Source organism: Pseudomonas sp. S2_H01 (assembly GCF_054668305.1).
On record NZ_CP162756.1, the window covers coordinates 1,598,263 to 1,619,578 of the forward strand.

15 protein-coding genes are annotated in these 21,316 nt (G+C 61.7%); 3 read left to right on the top strand and 12 right to left on the bottom strand.

Annotation, left to right across the window (positions count from 1 at the left end; genetic code table 11):
* Nucleotides 1-461: 461 nt before the first annotated feature.
* From AB4N84_RS07085 to cpaB, 8 genes are read right to left on the bottom strand one after another with little or no spacing between them, the layout of a single operon-like run.
* Nucleotides 462-743: a DUF3613 domain-containing protein gene (locus tag AB4N84_RS07085; RefSeq protein WP_074752035.1), complete on the bottom strand. Its 282-nt coding sequence runs from the start codon at nt 741-743 to the stop codon at nt 462-464.
* Nucleotides 740-1,468, bottom strand: coding sequence for a hypothetical protein (locus AB4N84_RS07090; protein ID WP_460045754.1), 729 nt, complete (start codon nt 1,466-1,468; stop codon nt 740-742). The genes AB4N84_RS07085 and AB4N84_RS07090 overlap by 4 nt, the downstream gene beginning before the upstream one ends.
* Nucleotides 1,469-1,477: 9 nt before the next feature.
* On the bottom strand, nt 1,478-2,365 hold the full coding sequence (locus tag AB4N84_RS07095) for a type II secretion system F family protein (RefSeq protein WP_460045755.1): 888 nt from the start codon (nt 2,363-2,365) through the stop codon (nt 1,478-1,480).
* Nucleotides 2,365-3,249: a type II secretion system F family protein gene (locus AB4N84_RS07100; protein ID WP_460045756.1), complete on the bottom strand. Its 885-nt coding sequence runs from the start codon at nt 3,247-3,249 to the stop codon at nt 2,365-2,367. The genes AB4N84_RS07095 and AB4N84_RS07100 overlap by 1 nt, the downstream gene beginning before the upstream one ends.
* 40 nt (nt 3,250-3,289) lie before the next feature.
* Nucleotides 3,290-4,552 carry a CpaF family protein gene (locus AB4N84_RS07105; protein ID WP_074752029.1) on the bottom strand — a complete coding sequence of 421 codons (1,263 nt, stop codon included), beginning with the start codon at nt 4,550-4,552 and terminating at the stop codon, nt 3,290-3,292.
* Nucleotides 4,549-5,748, bottom strand: a complete 1,200-nt coding sequence (locus AB4N84_RS07110; RefSeq protein ID WP_460045757.1) for an AAA family ATPase — start codon at nt 5,746-5,748, stop codon at nt 4,549-4,551. Before AB4N84_RS07110 ends, AB4N84_RS07105 begins: the two co-directional genes overlap by 4 nt.
* Nucleotides 5,745-6,980, bottom strand: coding sequence for a type II and III secretion system protein family protein (locus AB4N84_RS07115; RefSeq protein ID WP_460046955.1), 1,236 nt, complete (start codon nt 6,978-6,980; stop codon nt 5,745-5,747). The genes AB4N84_RS07110 and AB4N84_RS07115 overlap by 4 nt, the downstream gene beginning before the upstream one ends.
* A 42-nt stretch (nt 6,981-7,022) precedes the next feature.
* Nucleotides 7,023-7,970 (bottom strand): Flp pilus assembly protein CpaB, encoded by a 948-nt coding sequence (gene cpaB / locus AB4N84_RS07120; RefSeq protein WP_460045759.1) that lies wholly within the window; start codon nt 7,968-7,970, stop codon nt 7,023-7,025.
* Between the two features lie 312 nt (nt 7,971-8,282).
* Between cpaB and AB4N84_RS07125 the strand changes: the two genes are divergently transcribed.
* Nucleotides 8,283-8,513 carry a Flp family type IVb pilin gene (locus AB4N84_RS07125; RefSeq protein WP_460045760.1) on the top strand — a complete coding sequence of 77 codons (231 nt, stop codon included), beginning with the start codon at nt 8,283-8,285 and terminating at the stop codon, nt 8,511-8,513.
* 52 nt (nt 8,514-8,565) lie between these two features.
* Entirely contained in the window at nt 8,566-8,976 is a 411-nt protein-coding gene (locus AB4N84_RS07130; RefSeq protein WP_460045762.1) for a response regulator, read from the top strand.
* A gap of 364 nt (nt 8,977-9,340) precedes the next feature.
* On the opposite strand, the gene AB4N84_RS07135 is transcribed toward AB4N84_RS07130, so the two are convergent.
* The 3 genes from AB4N84_RS07135 to pbpC form a co-directional block, all read right to left on the bottom strand.
* On the bottom strand, nt 9,341-11,017 hold the full coding sequence (locus AB4N84_RS07135) for a ShlB/FhaC/HecB family hemolysin secretion/activation protein (RefSeq protein ID WP_460045763.1): 1,677 nt from the start codon (nt 11,015-11,017) through the stop codon (nt 9,341-9,343).
* 186 nt (nt 11,018-11,203) lie between these two features.
* A complete protein-coding gene (locus tag AB4N84_RS07140) occupies nt 11,204-12,814 on the bottom strand; it encodes a collagen-like triple helix repeat-containing protein (protein WP_460045764.1) in 1,611 nt (536 codons plus the stop codon).
* A gap of 448 nt (nt 12,815-13,262) precedes the next feature.
* A complete protein-coding gene (gene pbpC / locus AB4N84_RS07145; RefSeq protein WP_460045766.1) occupies nt 13,263-15,566 on the bottom strand; it encodes a peptidoglycan glycosyltransferase PbpC in 2,304 nt (767 codons plus the stop codon).
* A 278-nt stretch (nt 15,567-15,844) separates the two neighbouring features.
* Between pbpC and AB4N84_RS07150 the strand changes: the two genes are divergently transcribed.
* Nucleotides 15,845-16,138, top strand: coding sequence for a hypothetical protein (locus AB4N84_RS07150; RefSeq protein ID WP_074752012.1), 294 nt, complete (start codon nt 15,845-15,847; stop codon nt 16,136-16,138).
* A 148-nt stretch (nt 16,139-16,286) separates the two neighbouring features.
* On the opposite strand, the gene AB4N84_RS07155 is transcribed toward AB4N84_RS07150, so the two are convergent.
* Nucleotides 16,287-21,215 carry an alpha-2-macroglobulin family protein gene (locus tag AB4N84_RS07155; RefSeq protein ID WP_460045767.1) on the bottom strand — a complete coding sequence of 1,643 codons (4,929 nt, stop codon included), beginning with the start codon at nt 21,213-21,215 and terminating at the stop codon, nt 16,287-16,289.
* Nucleotides 21,216-21,316 lie beyond the last annotated feature (101 nt).

Here is a 21,316-nt window from a genome sequence, read left to right on the forward strand (position 1 = left end):
AGTTTGCTGGCGAACGCGGTGGGTCAGCCGCATTGATGCTGAATGACACACCGCATTCGCTGCCCTCGTAACCTCGGACGTCTCCTACAGGGTTCGCGGCGCTCCAAAGACTTGAGCATGACGCCGATACTGTATGAGCCGGCTTGCTGGCGAATACGGTGGGTCAGCAGCATCAAGGGTGAATGACACACCGCGTTCGTCCGAATTGCGGCCCATACCCTCGTAACCTCGGACGTCTCCTACAGGGTTCGCGGCGTTCCAAAGGCTTGAGCCTGACGCGAATACTGTAGGAGCCGGCTTGCTGGCGAAAGCGGTGGGTCAGCAGCAGCAATGGTGAATGACACACTGCGTTCGTCCGAATTGCGGCCCATACCGTCGTAACCTCCGATTGCTCCTACAGAGATCTCATCGTCTCGGATATCCGCGGCTGACCACGAGCACCCAGCCGTGCGGCGTGCGCTTCAATTACTCCCCGAACCGCCCCCCGACACACTGCCGCCCATCTTCTGCTCGTAAAAGTCCGGGATGGGGTGCTGATAGCTGTTGAGCCAGCGCTGCATGCTCAGGTCGCGCTCGATGGGGCTTGAGGGTTGCGGTACGGGCGACGCTGCCTTGCCGCTGGCTTGCAGTTGCAACCAGGCTTCGGTCTGCTTCTGGCTTGGTGAGGAAGGCCCCGGTTCGATGGCCGCCGCGCTCCCCGTGACGAACACCACACAGAACCCAATCAAAAAACGGATGGTCATGGTTGTCTCCCTGCAATGACGGCCGGATCACCGACGGCGGCGACTTTGTCGGTCTTGAGCGGCGAACCGCCCGACGCGTTCTTGAGTTTTTCGGCGCGGGCTTGCGCATCGTTGACCTGATCCGGGGTAAGCCCGGTCCGCGACACCAGCTCCGCTGCCTGGGTCCAGTCATCCTGATAGATCAACAACGTCACCATGTTCAGCGCGGCCAGCGTGTCGGACTGCTTGAGTTCGATCGCGGTCAGAAACTGGAACCGAGCCTGGTCGAGCTTCAGCTGATTGAGGTACACCACGCCGAGGTCATTGCGGATTTTCTCGTCGGTGGGCGACAGCTTCACGGCGGCCTGCAAGTGCATCAACGCTTGGCCGTTATCCCCGCGCGCCGCCGACAACTGACCCAGCCCATGCTCGCCTTCGGCTGCCCGACAGGTGCCGAGCAAACTCTTGTACAGCGGCTCCGCCTGGTTGCTGCCCAGCAGGCGCAACACCCGCGCCTTGCGCAGCCGAACTTCGGGCAGCGTCGGCGGCAGGCTTTCCAGGTTCGCCAGGCTGGCGTGCAGGCGGCCTTCGTCGGCCATGTCCTGGGCCATGTTCAACGCCAGCTCCTGATCCGAGGTTGGCTTGGCGCAACGGCTGCTCGTGGCCTGAGCCAGCCAGGGCGCGCTGCCATCCGTGGCGCACCCGCTGAGCAGGACCAGTCCCAATACGGCAATAACTGCTTTCATGCGATCTCCCTAATGCGAACCCAATGCCTTGCCAATGGCGATAAAACCCGGCCCGGCCAACACGATCAGTAATGCCGGAAACAAAAACACCATCATCACGACCGACATTTTTGCCGACAGCTTGGAGATGTATTCCTGCAGGCGTGTCAGGCGACGGTCATCGATCAGTTGCTTGAGCGCGAGCAGCGACTTCATCGCCCCGCCGCCCTGATGAATCAATTGATTGAGAATGACGCAGGTGTCACTGAACTCATCGACCGCCAGCACCGACGCGACCTTGGTCAGTTCGTCACCCAGTTCAAGCCCCGAATCGATCCGCACCAGCATCACGCGCAGCTCCGAAGAGAGAACCGGCAAGAGTTTGCTGCCCTCGGAACTCAGCACGCGCAATGCCTGCTCCACGGCCATGCCGGACTCGAACAGGATTCGCAGCAATGGAATGAGCGTGGCAATTTCGGCCACCACCTGTTTTTGCCGATGCGCCGCGACCATTGCCAATACGCGCTTGGGCGCCAGATAACCGAGCCCCAGCGCGAACATCGGCGGCAACAGCGGGTAAGTAGCATCGTTGAAAAAGAGCGACTGGATCGCCACCACTACGCAAACCGCTACCACCGGAACGCTGATCTGAAACGCAGCGAATAAGGATCGCTGGCTTGCACGACGCCAACCGACCCGGTTGAGCAGGATCTGCGTCTCGCTGTCCAGGCTGACCGAGCGTTGGCCGAAGCGACTGTCGCCCAGCAAACGCAGCATGCTGCTGACCCGACTGTCCCGGGCAATCTCGCCTTGCAGGCGCGACAGGATTTGCCGCTCATTGCGACGTTGGCGGGCAACCGTCAGCAGCAGGTAGAATCCGGCCACTGCAAAAAAGACCGCGCTGAGCATCAATGCCATCAGATACTCCTCAACATACGCCACAGCGCCAGACAGCCCAGAGTCTGCATGGCGAATGCAAACATCAGCATTTTTTGACCTGAGCCGTCGTTCCACATGTGCAGCAGATAGCCGGGGTTCACGGCCAAAAAGTACGCCACCATGCTCACGGGAAGCAGTGCGAGCACGACTGCCGTCATTCGTGTTTCGCCCGTCATCGCTTTCAATTGCCGAGCCCCCTGTTCCCGCTCGCGAATCAGCCGGATCAGGTTGTCCAGCAACTCGCTGGCGTTGCCGCCATAGCGATGGTTGACGCGCAGCCCCAACGCAAACAGCTGAAACTCGTCACGCTCATACAGATCGGCAAAGTCTTTTACGGCATCAGGCAGCGTGACGCCCAAGTGCACGTTACGGGTTATCCGGGCCATTGCCTCTTTCAGTGGTGAGCCCGCCGAATCAATGCTGTGCAACACCGCGTCTCCCAAGGTGCGCCCGGACTTCAGACTGCGCACCGTGTGATCGAGCAGCTGTGGCAGTTGTTCGATCATGCGCCGCACGCGGCGCTGGTAACGAAAACTCACGTAAAAGCGCAAAAAGATGACCGGAAGCAATACGCCCAATGCGAACCCGAACCAACCGTGGGCGAGGTAGCCGATCAGTACCGACATCAACCAGATCGACATGGCCAGCGGCAAACGGTCGGTGGGACGCCCAAGCCCCGCCCGCAGAAATGCTCGCTCAAGCCGCGCCATGCCGGGCCTGGCGGCCACAGGATCAGGCTGCCCAACCTCAAGCCGCGCCATGATGCGTTCATTGGCACCCTTGTTCAGCCCGCGATAGAACAGGTACAGCGAAGCCGCCATCAACAGCATGAAAATCAGTCCGAGGACGATGGCTCCCTTCACCTTGAATCTCCCTGTTTCATGGGTTGACCCGCTCCGCGGCCTAGTAATCGAGCTGGCGCAGCTTGTCGCCGGCCGGATTGATCGCCTCGCGCAAAAAGCCGAAACCGGTGCGACGATCCAGACGGAACAGCGTGTTGGTGACGTACACGTCATCGCGCGTGCCTACCACTTCCACCACCTCGCTGACACAACGCCGACCGTCAGGCATGCGCGTCAGCTGGATGATCACGTCCAGCGCGGCGCAGATCATTTGCCGCAGCGTTTTCTCGGCAATTTGCCGACCGGTCAGGCCCACCAGCGTTTCCAGGCGCAGTAACGCGTCTTGCGCGTTGTTGGCGTGGACAGTGCTCATCGAGCCGTCGTGGCCCGTGTTCATAGCGGTCATGACATCGAGCACTTCAACACCCCGAATCTCACCCAGAATGATGCGATCGGGCCGCATCCGCAGGGCGTTGCGAATCAGGTCGCTGGCACGGACTTCGCCGTGGCCTTCGGCATTGGGCGGTCGGGTTTCCAGCCGCACCACGTGCGGGTGCCCGAGTTGCAGTTCAGCGACGTCTTCGATGGTGACCAACCGCTGTTGGGTATGAATCATCTGGCTCAGAACGTTGAGCATGGTGGTCTTGCCGGTGCCGGTGCCGCCGCTGATCAGGATGTTGCAGCGTTTGCTTACCGCGTTTTCCAGGAAGTCATAAATCGACTGATCGATGGTCTGCATCGCCACCAGGTCCGAACTTTTGAGCATGTCCTTGCGAAACTTCCGGATCGACAGGCAAGGGCCGTCCAGGGCAATCGGCGGGATGATCGCGTTGACCCGGCTGCCATCGGGCAGCCGCGCATCCACCATTGGCGAAGACTCGTCCAGACGCCGCCCCAGTGGCGCAAGGATCCGCTGAATCACTCGCTCCACATGATGGGCGTCGATGAAGCGCAGGTCCGAGTGATGCAACACGCCTTCGCGCTCGATGAACACTTTGTTCGGGCCGTTTACCAGGATTTCCGTGACCGAGTTGTCGCGCAGCAGCACTTCAAGGGGCCCGAACCCGGTCAGTTCGTCGACCAGTTCTTCGGCCAGACGCTCCATCTCGTACCGGGAAATCGCCAGACGCAACCGAGCCACATACTCGGCGACCTTGTCGGTCACGAACTGCGCCAGCGCGGGGCGTGTGCCTTCCAGCAGGTTGCGTCCACTCTCCTCGATGGCGTCGATGATGTAGCGGTGCAAGACCAGTTTCAGGCCTTGCCCGTCCCCGCCGCTTTCCGCAGGACGGGCTGAAACGCCAAAGAGCTTTTCGCCTTTCATTTATTCGTCCTCAACAGCCGGCCGAGCCAACCGTCGCGGGACTTTCCCGGTGCGTCGGATTGACTCGCCAGGCGTTCTCCCAAACCGCGTAAACCACTGGTCAGGGATTCCCGCGGCGACAGTTCGAACAACGACAGGCCTTGATTTTTGGCGTTCAGCCGTAACTCCGGACTCAGTGGCAGCACGCCCAGCGCGGGCAGGCCAAAGGTCTTTTCCAGCGTCTCGGCATTGGGGGTGACCTGTCGCAGGTATTTGTCCACCAATAAGCCGGCTTGCTGGAGCTTCAGGCCCTTATCGCGCCATAGGTTGAGGATCGCCAGGTTGCGCCGGCACTCGATGACGTTCTGGTCGACGTACCAGAGCAACTGATCACAATGCGCCACAAAGGTACGCAGCGATTCACTGTCCGGTTGCCCCACCAGGTTCACCACCACGTGCTGAAAATGCTGACGCAGGGCGCTGAGCAACATGTACAACTCGGCTGCGCTGGTGTGCTCGAGCGACATATCGTCGTCGGCGTAAGCCAGGATGCGCAATTGACTGGCGTGAACGGTGAACGCGCTGTCGATCAGCGTCGAATCGAGCCTGCGCAAGTGCCGCAGGGCATCACCGAAATTGAACGACGATTCAAGGCTCAGCATCGCCAGGCTGTCGCCGCGCGGCATGCCGAGGTCCAGCAGCAAGGTGCGCTGCCCTTTCTGCTGCGCGACGAGCGCCAGGTGCGCCGACACCAGGGCGCCGTCACCATCGCACTGGGCGCCGTAAATCACGGTCAGGCCGCCCATATTAGGGTTCGGCGCTACGGCTGGCAGGCGTTTACTGAGGCGCCGCACCAGCCCGGCCACTTCACTGGAGCGTGAGCCATAGGCGACGAAATCCCGCGCACCGGCCCGCATCGCGTTGAGCACCAACTGGTTGTCCATGCCGTCGCCCAAGGCAACGATGGCCAGCATCGGTTTGGCCTCCAGCGCACCTTCGATCAACGCGCTCTGGTTCATCAAGTGCTCGCGATCAAGCCCCACGAACACCACGCTGGCGAAGGTCACGTCTACCAAAGCGAGCAGTTCGTCGAGGCTGCCGGTTCCTGCGCTCACCACTTGGCCTAGCGGCGCCAGCGCGCCCTGCAGCCATTCGAGGTCGGTGGTGTTTCGGGTGATGGCCAGAAAGGTCTGGCTCAGGCTGGGTCCCTGGCTCATTGCGATAACCCGCTACGGCGGTCAAAACTGCCGTTCTCGAGGAAGTACATTTTCAGGAAGTTCGGATCGTAATTACGCAGCCCTTCACCCGGCAGCGCCGGCAAGGGCGCATTGGCGGCCAGCGGCTGGACCAGGTGCGGGGTGACGATCATCAACAGCTCACGCTCGTCGCGATTGATCTGTGAACTGCGAAACAGCGCGCCGAGAATCGGGATGTCGCCCAGGCCGGGAAACTTGTCCACCGAGGCAATGTTGCTGGTGTTGATCAGGCCGCTGATCACGAAGCTCTCACCATCGGCGAGCGAGACGCTGGTGTCTGTGCGGCGCACGTTCAGCGCGGGCACGGTGGTACCGGCGATGGTCACGCCGGCCGTGAAGTCCAGTTCACTGACCTCCGGCGCGACCTTCAAAGCGATACGGTTGCGCCCCACCACCGTCGGCGTCAGGGTCAGGCGCACGCCGTATTCCTTGTACTCGATGGAAATGCCGTTGCCTTCACCGTTGGGCACGGGCACCGGAAATTCGCCACCGGCCAGAAAGCTCGCACTCTGCCCGCTCAGCGCCACCAGGCTTGGTCGCGCCAAGGTGTAGGCGAAGCCACTGCTTTCCATGGCGTTGAGCATGCCCAGCACTTTGCTGCTGCCGCCGCCCCAGACGATGTTGAAATTGTTGTTGTTCAGCGGAATCGCCGGCCGCGTGCCCCCTACCGTGCCCGGCGTGACCGTGACACCCGGGACCGTGCCGGGAGAGCCAAACAGGAAATTGTTGGAGCCTTTGCCGAAGATCGACGTGCTGGCCTCTTTCAGCTTGGTGCGGCTGACCTCGACGAAACGAATGTCGGTCTGCACCTGACTCGGCAACAGCGGGTCTTCAGAGGGTGGAATCAGCGTGTCGGTCATCGCTGTCTTTGCCGTGCCCCGCACAAACACCATGCTTTGCCGAGGCGAGGAAGAGCATGCGGTCCAGACCATCAGGCTGGTGGTGCCAGGCCCGACGCCGGTCAACAGATACCCGCTGCTGTCACCGTCATTGACATGCACGTCAGCGATCTTCGGGTCTCCAACGGCAAGCCGCGTGATCGCGACCGGCGAGCGAATGTCCTGCTGCACGCCTTGGCCGATCTCCATCGCCGCCGGCATGGCGGATAACCCGGCACAACCTGCCGGTGCTGCGACCACAGCTCCCTGATACAGACACCCTGCTGAAAAAGCCAATACGACACGGTTCAACATCGGCCTAAAACACTTGCTCATGAATGTGCTGTCCTTGCTCGATCAGGGGGTTTGCTGCGCCGTCTGATTGCCACGGATAACCTCGATTGACCGCGGCTTGCGAGGCTCTCCGCTGCCAACCTGGACGCTGCGTGCAGCGCCCATGCTCAGTTGATTGAAGTGGGTGACATTGCGACTTACCGTGTCCTGCTCAAGGGCGATGTCGCTGTCGCCGGCCCAGTAACGTTCCAGGTTCTTTTCTTCGGCACTGCGCACGGCGAGCCTGAGCGGTCCGGCCTGAGAGGCCAGCATCAAGCGGCTGAGCAGTTTTTCCGGAACCGCCACGACCACGCTGCGCGCGTTTGCCTTGAGTTTCTGTTGTTGGGCTCGCTCGTCGCGGCTGATGCCCTGCTCTTGCTGCCCCTGATTGACCGGCCCCATGAGCGCCCCGACACTGAGCACCCGCAAAGCCGGGACCACGGTCTGCGCACTGCGATCGGGATTGGTTTGATCAGACGGCAAATAAAGGAGCACATCGACGTAGTCACCGGGGCTCAACTGCCCGCCTGCGCCGATGATCTCGTCGATGGACAAGGCCAGTGCCCGCTCGCCAGGGCGAATCATCCGCGCCAGGCTGCCGCCGGCTTCGAAGCTGCTGTCTGTCAGCCAGGTGCCGGCCGCCAATGGACGCCAGGACATCCGGCCGATGGCGTCTTCAGGCTTGCTGAAGCTTCCGGCAGGCGCGACTTTCAAACGCTCGACGATCAGGTCGTCAGCCTTGATGGGTTCATAGGCGGGAATGTCTTTGGCGAGCACCAGCACCGGCTGACGGGTTGGATCTTCCACCGGTTTTTCAACGACGGGAGGCGGTGCTGCGACGGTGTCGGTTTGCACAACGGGTGCTTGAGCAACCGGCGCAGGCTGGCGACTCAGCACCAATCCCCAGTACCCGGCAAACAGCGCTCCCAGCAAAAACAACACAGCGAGCCCCATTGTGACGCGACTGCTCATGACGGCCCTCCCTTGCCCGATTACACCTTCGAAACGTTACGAGACAACCTCTGATTCAGTTGGCTGTGAACATTTATCCCTTCGCCATTTGAAGGTAGTCGAGGTCATCCAAAACGCCATCACTTGCGGGAAATTTCACATCACGGCATCCGTTCGAGGGGCTAAGGCCACCCAGCAGCGGGAAGCTAATACTTTCTGACTAATGCTTTCTTGTGATTGTGGAGTCGGGAATTGGGGTCAATGCTGTGTTCACGAAGGATTGATAACGCTGTATGCGTGCAGTAGCGCCGCGAAGCGCTGAGGAGAAGTCAGATGTTCCTGGTGAAAATCGGTAGGTGCATAAAGAAGTTTCTTAAACAGGAAGACGGTGCATCGGCAATTGAATACGTAATAATTGTTGCGATGGTCGCGCTAGTCGTCGTGGGGCTTTCGCCTGGTGTTGGGACTGCGGTTACTAATGCCTTCGGTAAAATTACGACGGCCTTGACGCCTTCCACAACAACATCTGGTGGGACTGGTGGTGGTACTAGCGGTGGTGCTTGAGTCGGCAGCGAATAGGCCGGGAACAACATGAGCATAATCAGGGAAGGTATCTATGGCCGCTTCGCCCCCACGCCAACAATTACTACTCGTTGACGACGAAGAGGACGCCAACGAAGAGCTCGCCGAACTGCTCGAAGGCGAGGGTTTCTGCTGCTTTACCGCACCTTCAGTGAAGGTCGCCTTGAAGCTGCTGACCGAGCACCCTGACATCGCGTTGGTGATCACTGATCTGCGCATGCCCGAAGAAAGCGGCATCTCGCTGATCAAGCGCCTTCGCGAGCACACGTCACGCCAGCACCTGCCGGTGATCGTCACCTCGGGCCACGCCGACATGGAGGATGTCAGCGATTTGCTACGCCTCCAGGTGCTGGACCTTTTCCGCAAACCCATCTATCACGTCCGCCTGCTGGAAACCCTCAACAACCTGTTTCCAGAGCCCAAGGTGTATCAGGTCGGAAACTGACTCCGAAGCACTCAATTCCCTGTGTGAGCCGGCTTGCTGGCCAGCGCGCTGGATCAGCGACATCAATGTTGAATGATCCACCGCGTTCGCTGCCGTCGTAACCTCCGACGTCTCCTACAGAGTATTTCGTCGGTCTGACGATCTGCGCCGGGCATTGAAAGAGCAGGAGCAGGCGTGGTGCGGGCCGTGTTGGGGCGAATGCGCTGGATCAGCAACATCAATGTTGAATGATCCACCGCGTTCGCTGCCGTCGTAACCTCCGACGTCTCCTACAGAGTATTGCGTTAGCCTGACGATTTGCGCCGGGCATTGAAAGGGCAGGAGCAGGCGTGGTGCGGGCCGTGTTCGGACGAATGCGCCCCTTTCAAAGCTGATAACTGAAACTCAAGGTGAATCTCGGGTTGCGGTTAAAGCTGTCCAGGCCGATATCGGACAGGGGCTTGGCGGCCTCCAGCGCGATGTTGTAATAACGCCCATCACCGAAGCGCAAACCTGTCGCCGCCGAAGACAACCTCGACGTTTTAATCGGCAACTCGTTGAACCAGGTCCTCGCGGCGTCGAACACCACGTACGGCTGCAGCACTTTGACCCAGTTGCCGTCGCGCTTGAAGCTGTAGTTGACCTCGTACGCCACACCCCATCCCTTGTCCCCCGACGCCTGGTCGGTCGGGTAACCACGACCGAAATTCTGGCCGCCGAACTGTGCCCGTTCGCTGTCCGGCAAGGTGTCGTCACTCCAGTAGAGCGCCGCCGACAACACGCCCTGCCAGTGCTCGAAAAACGTGTCGCTCTGCACGCCGGACAACCGCGCGCGAAAGAAGTCTAGGTCATAGGTGTTGTCGTCCGTTTTGGCCCCCATGCCATCGATCCCCCGATACACACCGGCACTGAGGATGCGCAACTGACGATCCGTGGACTTGCGCCAGTCCCCTTCAATCGCCAGCGCCCGAATGTCGGTTTTGCTCTCCACACTCAGCGGAAAGCCAATCACGTCGTAGCGGGTCTTGTCGTTCACGGCGTACAGGCGCGAACCTACACTGAGCCACTCACTTTGCGCCGCGATCAACGGATGGGTGAAGCCGATGGAAAAACGGTCATTGTCGCGTCGTTGCTTGAGCTCCAAGCCGTTATCCAGCGCGACGTTGGTGCCGGGCTCACTGCGATAATGCGAGGCCGACAGGCTCAGTTGCGTGCCTTCGGTATTGAGGTACTGACTGTAATCGAGCCGGTAGTAGTGCTCCTTGTCGTCACCCGGCGGGAATAGCCCGCTGAAGGTCAGTTGCTCGGCCATGGAGGTCTGCGCATTGCTGTTCAGGCCGAGCAGCGCCTGCAGGCCGTCGCGGTTGTCTTCAGTGGTGCTCAAGGTGCTGGTGAACGGTTTGCGCGACGCTTGGGCAATGAGCGTCGTCGCACCATCGGTAGTGCCTGGCGGCGGCACCTGTGCCTGCAAGGTCACGCCGGGCACACGGCTCATCAATGAGGTGTAGCGCTCGAACGTCTTGCGGGTCAGCGGGCGCTCTTGCTTGATCTTGTCCACGAGTTTTTCCAGATAAGCCGACACATTGCCGATGTCGCCCTCCAACCGGTAATCGCGCACGTAGCCTTCGACGAGCACCACTCGCACCAAACCCTGATCGAAACTTTGCGGCGGCAAAAAAGCGTAGGACGACAAGTAGCCGTCATCCTGATAGCGCTTGGTCACGCGGCGGGTGGCCTCGATCAAATCGGCCAGCGTGGCATCACGCCCGATCAGCGGCTCGTAGATCGCGCCAAGCTCTTCAAGCGGGTAAACCGTACCGCCCTCGATGCGGATTTTGCGCACGCCGACCTTGGTGCTCATCATCAACGGCGTGGCATCGGCGGGAGGCGCAGGCACCTGCAACGCAGGCGTGGAGGGACGATAGGCGTCGGCGGGAAGGTTGGGCACCGGCAGGGTGCGTTCACGGTCATTACTGTTCAAAAAACTGGGAAGCGGTTCAGCGTTTGCGAAAAAAGGAGAGACAGAAACACCCAGCACCAGGACAGGGACACAAGCACGCATAAGGACACTCCATTGGCCAACGGCAGCGGCGTTGCACAGGTATAAAAAAGACAGGGGATCATCCGACTCCCCTGTCTGAAACAAGCGTAGGCGTTGTATGGAAAGTCGCTACCGCAGCACGCTGGAGAAAGAACACTGCATCACGGACAACTGACTCGCGATCGTTCTCACACTGCCCAGAACTGCTTACTTACGGTTAGCCAACGCCCCACCCAAACCACCGCCTAAAGCGCCTGTTACCCCGTTGAGCAGCCCGCCGATACCACCGGCGGATGCGCCGCCGCCATTGACCGCACCACCGGTGTGCACCACCGTATTGCCCACACTTGAAACCGTAGCACCCGCTGCCGCCGCGACCGGATTGGCGCCGGTGGCTGCGATCTGGTTACCCAAGCCGCTGACCGCACCACCGACCTGCCCGAGCAGACCGCTGACAGGCCCACCGAGCCCCGTCGATGCACCGATGTTCTGGGTCACGCTGGTGACGTTGTTGATCGCTGGAGCGACGGCAGCCGAAACGTTGGCGGTCAGCGCGCCGACCGGTGCGCCTATTGCGGTGTTAGCGACGCCATTGCCGCCGAGGATCGGGCCAAGCGACGCAATTGTCGCGCCGCCATTACTGGCATTCAGGCCCAGTGAACCGGCCAGGTTGCCGCCCGCGCCTGCGGTCAAACCTGTGCCGGCCGCGACCACGACCCCACCGACATTTTCCAGCAGTCCGCCGCCGAGCCCCGGCACACCCGGCAACCCTGGCAACCCGACGCCACCACCCGTTCCGGCACCCGCCTGCAGATAACCCGCGGCCGTGCCCGCCACATCACCCAACCCGCCCAGGGATCCGCCAAGACCGGCCGTGACCGGATTGTTCGCAGCGCCGCTTTGCAGCGTGCTGCCGAGATTGTTGAGCGTACCTTTGGCGTTTTGCAGCAAGCCATTGACCGGGTTGCCCAGCCCGGTGGCATCGCCCACTTTGGTCGTCGTGGACTCCAGCATTGCGACCACCGGCACCAGTTTGTCGCCAATCGCCTTCGTCGCCGATCCGAGTGGACCGCTGGTGGTCGCGGCGCTCAGGGTGTCGCCCAACATGGTGACTTTTTGCCCGACGCCATCGACCAGGCCACCAGCCCCTGCGACCACCGTACCCACCAGCGGCACCTGTTCAATCGCTGAGGATCTGGCAAATTTCGTCACGCCGGTTCCGAGGGATGAAACACCGCCGCCCAGGTCACCTGTCGCGGTGCCGACGCTGGCGAGCGTCATGCCCAGGGAGTTGCTGTCGGTGCCCAATGTGCCCAGCCCTTTCACCAGACCGTCACCCACGCTGTTGACTGCCGTGCCAGCCGAGGACACCAAACCACCCGCGCCAGATGTCAGATCCGTACTGCCCGCCACTGGGACCGAAGACACGGCATCACCGACGCCGACCACCGCATCGCCCACCTGGCCGAGCACATTCCCTAGATTGATGCTGGTCTGCGCGGTGGTCGAGCGCACCACTGGGGTGGTCACCCCGCCGCCACCCGTTCCACCGCCGCCTGTACCACCACCGGTGCCACCGCCCGTGCCACCGCCCGTGCCTCCAGTTCCACCCGTGCCGCCATCGGCAACGCCGCCTGTCCCGCCTCCCGTGCCGCTGCCATCGGTACTTCCGTCACTGGCGGAGCCTCCCGATGTACCCGCTGATGACGAACCATCGACATGACTTTTCGAACCACCACCGCCACTGCTGCAACCGCCCAGGCTGACTGCCAAAACAAGTGCCAATGCGGATGTCGCGAAAAACATTTGGGTTTTCATGGGGAGAATCCTTCCAAAACGCGATTGTTTTATTGGCTTTACGGCATGGGCCGAAAAGCGCTTGTCCTTGGCGTCATATCAAGCGTTGGGAAGGATTCGAGCAATTCACAACTTGGTATTAACAACTTATATACACGCCGGCACTACGCGGTCTCTTCCAATAAATCATGATAGATATCAATGAATTAAATTAGAGAAAGACAGCGCGAGTCGGGTCTGCAGACCAAAGTCATTAGTCCTAATTGACTAGGTGTGATGACTAAAAAAACCGCACTCGGTGCCGAGGTGCGCCGAAGCTCAGCGCGCCTGTCGGAGCACACCGAGGAACAGAGGTCGTCAGGAATATCGATTCGCGAATGAATTCGCTCCCACAGTGTTCGGTTTCCCGACGTCGAGTATTCGGGAATCGGCGTTCAGGGCTCAGCGCTGAAGTCACGGCGAACCGACGTCAGTCCACCACACTGAACTCCACCCGCGCGGTCTGGCCGCTTTCGTCCAGTACGCTCAGTTGATAGCGACCCAGCCGGGTGAAGGTGTGGTTGTAGCTGTCCTGATTCGCGGTGTCGCCCACCGGCGCTCCGTCGATGAACCACCACCGTCGACCACTGCCTCCCAGCGCCGACAGGTTGAGACGCAGCAATAGCTGACTCCCTGCCGGCAAACGCAGTTGATCGCCCTCGCGAACCCCCACAATCGTCAGCGGCGCCGCCAGGCCAAGCGCTTCGGGCGGACAGGCCGGATCGACCGCCGGCAAGCGTGCCTCCCGGCGTTCGCTTTTCGCCAGCCAGGGCTCCAGCGGCGCGGGCCACAGCGCAATGTCCCGAGCCTGTGCCTGTGGACAACTCGCACCGACACGCAACCCCTTGTCGTTGACCCAGATTTTCTCCAGCAGTCCCAGGCCCAGCGGTTGATCCGTAGCCTGCAGGGTTGGCGGCGTGGTGCCGTCCAGCGTCCAGGCAAAGCGCTGACGTCGACAGTTGGGATCGCTCTTGCTCATCGGTTGCCCCAACGGCCAACAGATGGCAGCCACGCCAACGTTGAGCGGGACCGGTAATACCGGCGGCACGATGTTGCGCTGCGCGTCGCGGTTCACCAGCACATCGTGAACCTGCAGCATCAGTGGGGCCGCCGACGCCAGCCCGAATTGCCCGGGCACCGGTGTGCCGTCTGGCCGACCGATCCACACACCGATCAGAAACCTGGGGCCGACCCCGATTGACCAGGCATCGCGAAAGCCATAACTGGTGCCGGTTTTCCAAGCCAGTTGCGGACGCTGCACCAGCTCGGCATGGGGGTCGAGATCGGGCCGTGACTGACCGCTGAGAATACGCCGGATAATCCACGCGGCCCCCGGCGACATCATTGGCCGGTCACGCAGACGGTCGTCCGGTTGCAAGCGAATGTCGGCGCTGCGCCCGCCCCGCGCGAACGCACTGTAGCCGCCCACTAGATCCTCCAGCCGGCTGCCCGCGCCGCCGAGAATCAACGCCAGGTTCGGTTCGGCGAGCGGCGGCAGGGTCAGCGGCACGCCGCCGTTGCGCAACTCGGCCGCAAAACGTTTGGGGCCGTAGGCTTCAAGCAGTTGCACGGCAGGCAGATTGAGCGACATCGAGAGGGCAGAACTGGCTGCCACCGCGCCGTTGAAACCGGACGAGAAGTTACCCGGCCGGTAATCGCCGTAACGTCGCGGCACGTCCTGCAACAGCGACTCGGAATGAATCAGTCCGGCATCCATCGCCTTGCCGTACAGGAACGGTTTGAGCGTCGAGCCCGGTGATCGAAGCGCGCTGACCATGTCCACATGACCGAAGCGCCTGGCATCGCCGATGTCCACCGAGCCCACATAAGCGCGCACGGCCATGTTCTCGGCTTCCACCACCAGAATGGCTGCCGAGGTGCGTTCCGGGAGCCGCGCACGCCAACCCAGCAGCAGGTCTTCGAGACGACGCTGCAATCCCGCATCCAGTGTCGTGCGGATCAAGGGCGGGCTGTTCGGGCGATTGAGTCGTCGGGCGAGCAGCGGTGCGAGACTCGGTTCCTGTCGCGGCGCAAGCAACAGCGGTTCTTCCAGCGCTTCGTCGACGGATTGTTGCGGCCACACGCCGAACTCGGCCAGACGCCTCAGCACTTTGTCGCGCGCGGCCTGGGCGCGCTGAGGGTGGCGATCCGGGCGCAAGCGACTGGGCGCCTGCGGCAGGACGGCGAGCAGCGCCGCGTCGGCGCGTGTCAGTTGCTGCGGCGATTTGCCGAGGTACGCCCAGCTGGCGGCCGCGACGCCTTGCAAGGTGCCCCCGAACGGCGCGCGATTAAGGTACAGGCCGAGGATGTCCTGCTTGGACAAATGCCATTCGAGCTGCGCCGTGCGCCACAACTGGCGAAGCTTGCCTGGCAAGGTGCGCGGGTGGGGATCGAGCAGGCGCGCGACCTGCATCGACAACGTGCTGCCGCCTGACACCACGTGGCCGCCACTGAGGTTCTGCCAGGTCGCTCTGACCAGCGCCATCGGGTTCACGCCAGGGTGCTGATAAAACCAGCGGTCTTCGTAGGTGAGCAGCGCTTGAAGGTAATACGGCGACACCTGATCGACCGTCACCGGATAGCGCCACACGCCGTTGGCATCGGCGAAACGCCACAGCGGCGTGCCGTCTTCAGCGAGCACCACCCGCGCCAGATCGTCCTTGGGCAGCGGCAACGGCCAGATCCGGTCGGCAAGCCAGAGCAGCAGGCACACCAGCAGCAGCGCTGCCCCCATCCACCGCAGCGCACGACCTGTTTTTTGCCAAAGACCCGGCGTCTTGCCGGGGCCCTGTGGGAGCGAGCTTGCTCGCGAAGCCGTTGTGTCGGCTGGCTCAAGGGAGACTGATAGACCCATTCGCGAGCGAGCTCGCTCCCACAGGGATCTGCAGACGCTCACAAGAAATCTGCCCGTCATGCCAAACAGCCTTTATGCTTCAGGGAACTCGCCCCGCCCATCGACAGCCCAAGCGAACAGTCTTTATTGTGTTCCATCCCTTTCATCAGGAAGCAGACATGCAGGTAGAAAGCGTTTTCGAATGGCTTGGCCAGGTAATCGGGGCCGTGATTCGCTTCGTGGTCGACGGGTTAAGCTGGTTATTCAACATGTTCACTCATGCCGGTGGCAATTTCGTCGACGGCTTGTCACGCACGCTGGGCATGGACACCTCGCTGATCAGCATCATCGCCCTGATCATCGGCCTGATGCTGCTGTACTCGGCCATCCGCGCCTTCATGCGCGCCTCGATCATCATGGGGATCATCTGGCTGTTTCTGGGGTTGTGGTTGTTGAGCTGGATTATTCATTAAGTACACGAAACACCGATCCTGTAGGAGCGCGCTTGCCCGCGAATTCGGGTTGTCTGTGACGTAGATGTCAGCTGACGTACCGCAATCGCGGGCAAGCGCGCTCCTACAGTCAGTGAACGCGTTCCGACAGGGAAACGCGCCCCCTGCTTCACTTCTTCCCTTTCACCACCAACTGCGCAGGCGCTTCGCCCAGTGCCTGCCAGTTCGGCCGGTACATCGACTCCACTTGCGGCGGCGGCACACGGTAGGTGCCCGGTGTCACGGCGCGGGCGAGGTACAGCAGGTGCACGGTGTTGAAACCCTGAAGATCCATGGCCGCGACATAGCGGTCGCCACGGAACTCCTGGTGTTTCACCCCGGCGTTCTCCATCGACTCGCGCCACTGCTTCACTGACTCGCTGGCGTCTTCCAGGCTTGCCGCACTTTGCGCCAGGTTCTGGTTTTCGATCTCAAGGCCGGCGGGCAGCAAGTCCACCACCAGCGCATCCGGCACCCGCTCCTTGGCTTTGACCTCCAGATGCACCAGCACCAGGTCGCCGCTTTTCAGAGCGTTGAGGTTCAACGCCTCGCCATCCATTCCGAGGTACTCACGACGAATGGCCAGGTTCTCGCCACCGGCCGCAGGCGGTTGCGACGGGTACCCGGAGATCGTCATCTGTTGATAGAGCGTCTCGCCTCCGGTGTTCTGCACCGTCAGCGGCGACGCCAACACTGAGCTGTCCAGCTTCACGCCCGGCTGGTCGTTGCTCAGTTCACGGTTGTTGCTGCCGCTGTTCAGGGTCGCCGCCCATTTGGCTTCCGGCTTGCCGAGCAGATCACGCCCCGCCAGGAACAGTGAGTTACGTTCCTGCGTCGACAGATAACGGCTGGCGGCGACCTGATCGGACAGCGCAAACAAGCGCTCCTCGACCTTGTCCGTCGCCAGTTTGTTTTCTTCCAGCAGCGACAGAATCAACGCCTGATCGCGCAATGGGCTGCCGTAATCCGCGAGCCAGTCGTTGGCCTTGCGACCCGCCGCCAGCCCGGCCATCAAGGCCTGATCGGCGCGAGGTTTGTCGCCCATTTTTTCCAGCGCGATGGACAGCTGCACCAACGGCAATCCGGAGCGGGCGTCCGTGCGACGGTCGAACAGGCTGCGCAACGCACCCAACGGCGCTTGCTGGCTGCGCGACAACACAAGCCCTGCGTACGCCTGGACGGCAAAGCGCGTGTGGTCGGCGTTCTCGCTGTAGTTGACCTCGATCTGGTTGCGCTCCTGCAGGTAACGCAGCAGACGCTCGTTGGCTTTTTTCAGCGCATCCGGTGGCACGGCATAGCCCTGATCACGCGCGCGCAGCAGGAAGTCGGTGACGTACGCCGTCAGCCAGTACTCCTCGTCACCGTCGGCGCCCCACAGGCCGAAACTGCCGTTGTAGCGCTGCATTCCAATCAAACGTTCGATGCCCAGCTCGATCTTGCGTTTGCGCACCGCGTCTGGTTCGCCTTCCAGGCCCAGACGCTTGAGGGTTGCAGCATCGGCATACAGCGACGGGTACAGGCCGCTGGTGGTTTGCTCGAGGCAGCCGTAGGGGTAAGCCTTCAGCGCGCGAATCTGCTCGCCAAGGTTCAGCGGCGGACGGCTCGACACCGACAGCAATGCTTCGCGCCCTGCCGGCTCGAACGCGTCCAGCGCGCCCTCCGGCAGACGCCACGCCTGATCCTTCAGCACGGCGCGGTATTGCCGCAACATCGCCGGGTAGGCCGGGCGCACGCCGATCGTCCATTCACGACTGAAGGCGGGCAGGTTCTCGCCCGGCAGGTCCAGGCCATTGACCGTGACCTTGATCACGCCCTGGCCAAATCCGCTCTGCGCTTTCACCGGAATCTGCAAGGTCGTGCGCTGACCCTGGGTAAGGCTCACGGATTTGCTTGCGTCGCCTTCGGCCAGGCTCAACTGCCCTTCGGCCGTGACCTGCACGTTGAGTTTCTGCGCCTTGCCTGACAGGTTCGAGAGGTCCAGCGCGACGTTGGTCTGATCGCCCCCGGCCAGGAAGCGCGGTGCCGACAACTCGGCAATCAACGGCGCGGCGACGACGGTTTTCGCTTCGGCCATGCCGTAACGCTCGTCGGTCCAGGCCTGGGCCATGATGCGCAGCTCACCGTTGAAATCAGAAATATCGACGCTGACTTCGGCATCGCCCTGCTCGTTCAAGGTCACCGGAGCACTCTGCAGGGCAACGATGGTGACGCTGGTTTCAGGCCGTTTACCGCCCTTGGCCAGCGCGGCATCACCACCGAACGCCAGACTGGCAAGGCGGTTGCGACCGGCCTCGATCAACTGCCCATAAATATCGAGCTGGTCAGCGCCATACTCCTTGCGCCCGAACAGGCTGGCGAAAGGATCAGGCGTGGCGTACTCGGTGATGTTGAGAATGCCGACATCGACCGCCGCGACCAGCACGTGAACGTCCTTGGGAATTGACCCGTCGGCGTTCTTCGCGTTGACCTTGAGCGTAAGCGGTTGCTTGGGCCGCATCTTTTCCGGCGCCGTCACGGTCAACGCCAACTTGCGTTGCGAGCGATCCAGCGGCAAGTGCAGCACGCCAACCGCGCGCTTAGGCGTGACGTTGGCCTTGCGCTCGCCAGGACGGATCACCAGCGCACTGACGTACAAATCGTGGCGCGCCCATGTCTTGTCCATCGGGATATCAAAGGTTTTGCCTTCGGCAGGAACGTCGATCTCCTGCCACCACAGTGGACCGTCGCTCGACTCGACCAACAGATAGCCTTTGCCGGCGCTCGGTGGCGTCACTGTGACTTTGGCCGTCTCGCCATCGGCGTAGGCGGGTTTGTCCAGCGCCAGCTTGACCTGATCCGGCCGCACCGCGCCGCCTTCGGCATTGTCCTGCCAGCGATAACCGGCCCAGAAACGCACGCTGCTGATCAGCCCGGTGGCCGGGTCTTCGACCTCGACGCGATACGGGCCCCACTCGACCGGGAAGCTGATCTTCGCCGTGGCGTCCTTTTTCACGCTGACCGTTTCTTCGGACAGGTTGAGGAATTTCTCGTTGTAGTGATAACTCCAGCCATCGCTGTCGGAGTAGTTCCAGTAGTAGTCACGACGCTCGCGGATCAGGCGCACTTTAAGGTTGTCGGCCGCCAGTTTGTGGCCTTCGGCGTCCGCCTTCAGCACTTCGAATTCAACCGGGCCGTCGCCATCGGTGGCCTCGCCGTCGAACAAACCGCGCAAACCTGGCAGCGCGTCGGCGGGCCAGACAGGCTGGGTCAGACGACGCGTGATGGGCCGACCGCCGGATTCCTGCAAGCTGGCCTGCAACACCAGCTCCAGGGGCGAGCGCGCCTTGGCCCATTGACTGTCGATGCTCAGGTCCAGCTCGCCGTTGGCGTCGAGCGTGCTGTCTTCGACTTCCAGATCCTGCTTGAGGTCTTCCTCGGTCACCGAGCCGAACTGATAACCCGGCAACGCGGGAACGGCTTCTCGCAACGGCCTCACATACACTTGCCCGGTCAGGCGATTGCCCGACGCCGGGGCGCCATAGAGATAACGGCCATTGATGGAGATATCGAACGGCGCGTCGGGTGCCAGCGGTGTGTCACTGCCTTTGAGTTCGAGGGCCATGCGCTCAGGAAGGAAATCCTCGACCTGAAACTCGTACAACTGCGGCTTGCCGTCGCCGAGGTCGAACACCAGTTGCCAACGTCCTGTCGGCGCCTCCTCCGACAATTGCAGCTGATATTGGTACAGGCCCGTTGCGTCTGCGTCCCACACGAATTTGCGACTGACTTGCTCATCCGGTCGGCGCACTTCCACGGTGATCGGCTGAGGTTTCACACGCTTGCCATCGTTGTCGCGCAACAAGCCGTTGAGCAACACCGTTTCACCCGGGCGGTACAGATCGCGCGGGCCAAAAATAAAGAACTGCAACGGGTGCGCTTGAGGGCCGGTGATGTCGAACTCGGCCAGGTCCAGCGCCGCGCTGTTCAGGCGAAGCAGGCTGGTCTGTTCGCCCTGATGGGCGAGCAGCACCTCTGCCTTCGCGGGCAAGGGCAGTTCGGCGTGGCCGGCATTGTCGGTCTTGCCTTGGCCGATCACTCGGCCCTTGTCGTCATACAGCTCCAGGTCCACGCCGTTCAGCGCTTTGCCGCCTTCCAGCGCCTGGGTGAACACGTCCAACCGGTTGCTGTAACGGTGCGCGGACAGCCCGATGTCACTGAGGGTGAACAGCGTGGCCGGCTGCGAGTAGTTGTAGGTGCCGGAAGCGCGCATCACGGCCAGGTAAACGCCCGGTTGTTGCAGTTGCTTGAGCCCGGCAATCGGCAGCAGCACGGTTTCACGCGTGTTGCGCGCAGGGTTCAGGTCGAAACGGCCGCCATAGACCAGATCGGCCATGGGCAGCAGTTCCTTGGACTCGTAACTCTGCAGGCTGGACGCGCCTTCCCACGAACTGAGGAATGCGGGCAGCGAATCGGGCTTGATGCGGAAAAATTCGACATCGACCTTGTCGACGTTCAACGCAATGACCGGCAGGCCTTCGGCCAGGCGAGTCGGCAACAGACTGCCGCGACTGGCGAAGCCGACTGTCGCTTGCAGATCGGAAGTTTCCAGGCGAGCGGAATACTCAGCCGCCAGGGTGTTGTTGTTCACGGCCGCCAAGCCAGGGTCAATCGTCAGGACCAGTTTGCGCTTGGGCTCCAGATGGCGAAGACGCAGCTCCATCAGGTTGTCCGAAAGCTCCCAGGCACCGTCGACCTTGCCGTCCTTGCTGTCGACCAGATGCACCTTTTCAGCGAACTTCTGATCCGGGCTCAGCGGCACGGAAAAACTCAGCGACAGCGTGCTCGCGCCGTCGAGCTGGATTTCCGAGACGTCGACCACCGTCAGCTCACGTCCGGCGTAGCGTTTGCTCAGCGCAGGAATGTCGACAGCAGGCTTGGGCTTGGCAGCCTCTGCTGCAGCGGGCTGCGTCGCGGGCGCCGTCGGGGTTGCCGGGGCAGGCGCAGGTTTATCGGACGTGGAGGAATCGCAGGCACTGAGCAGTACCAGCGCGCAGGCCAGGAACAATCCTTTGTTAAGCATGAGGCACTCATTGGCGGCAGTTGTGATGAGGAGCAGCAGTTATAGCACCGCAATCCCGATCATGGCGCGCGGCGCGGGAATAGACCGTGGGTTTGTGCGTT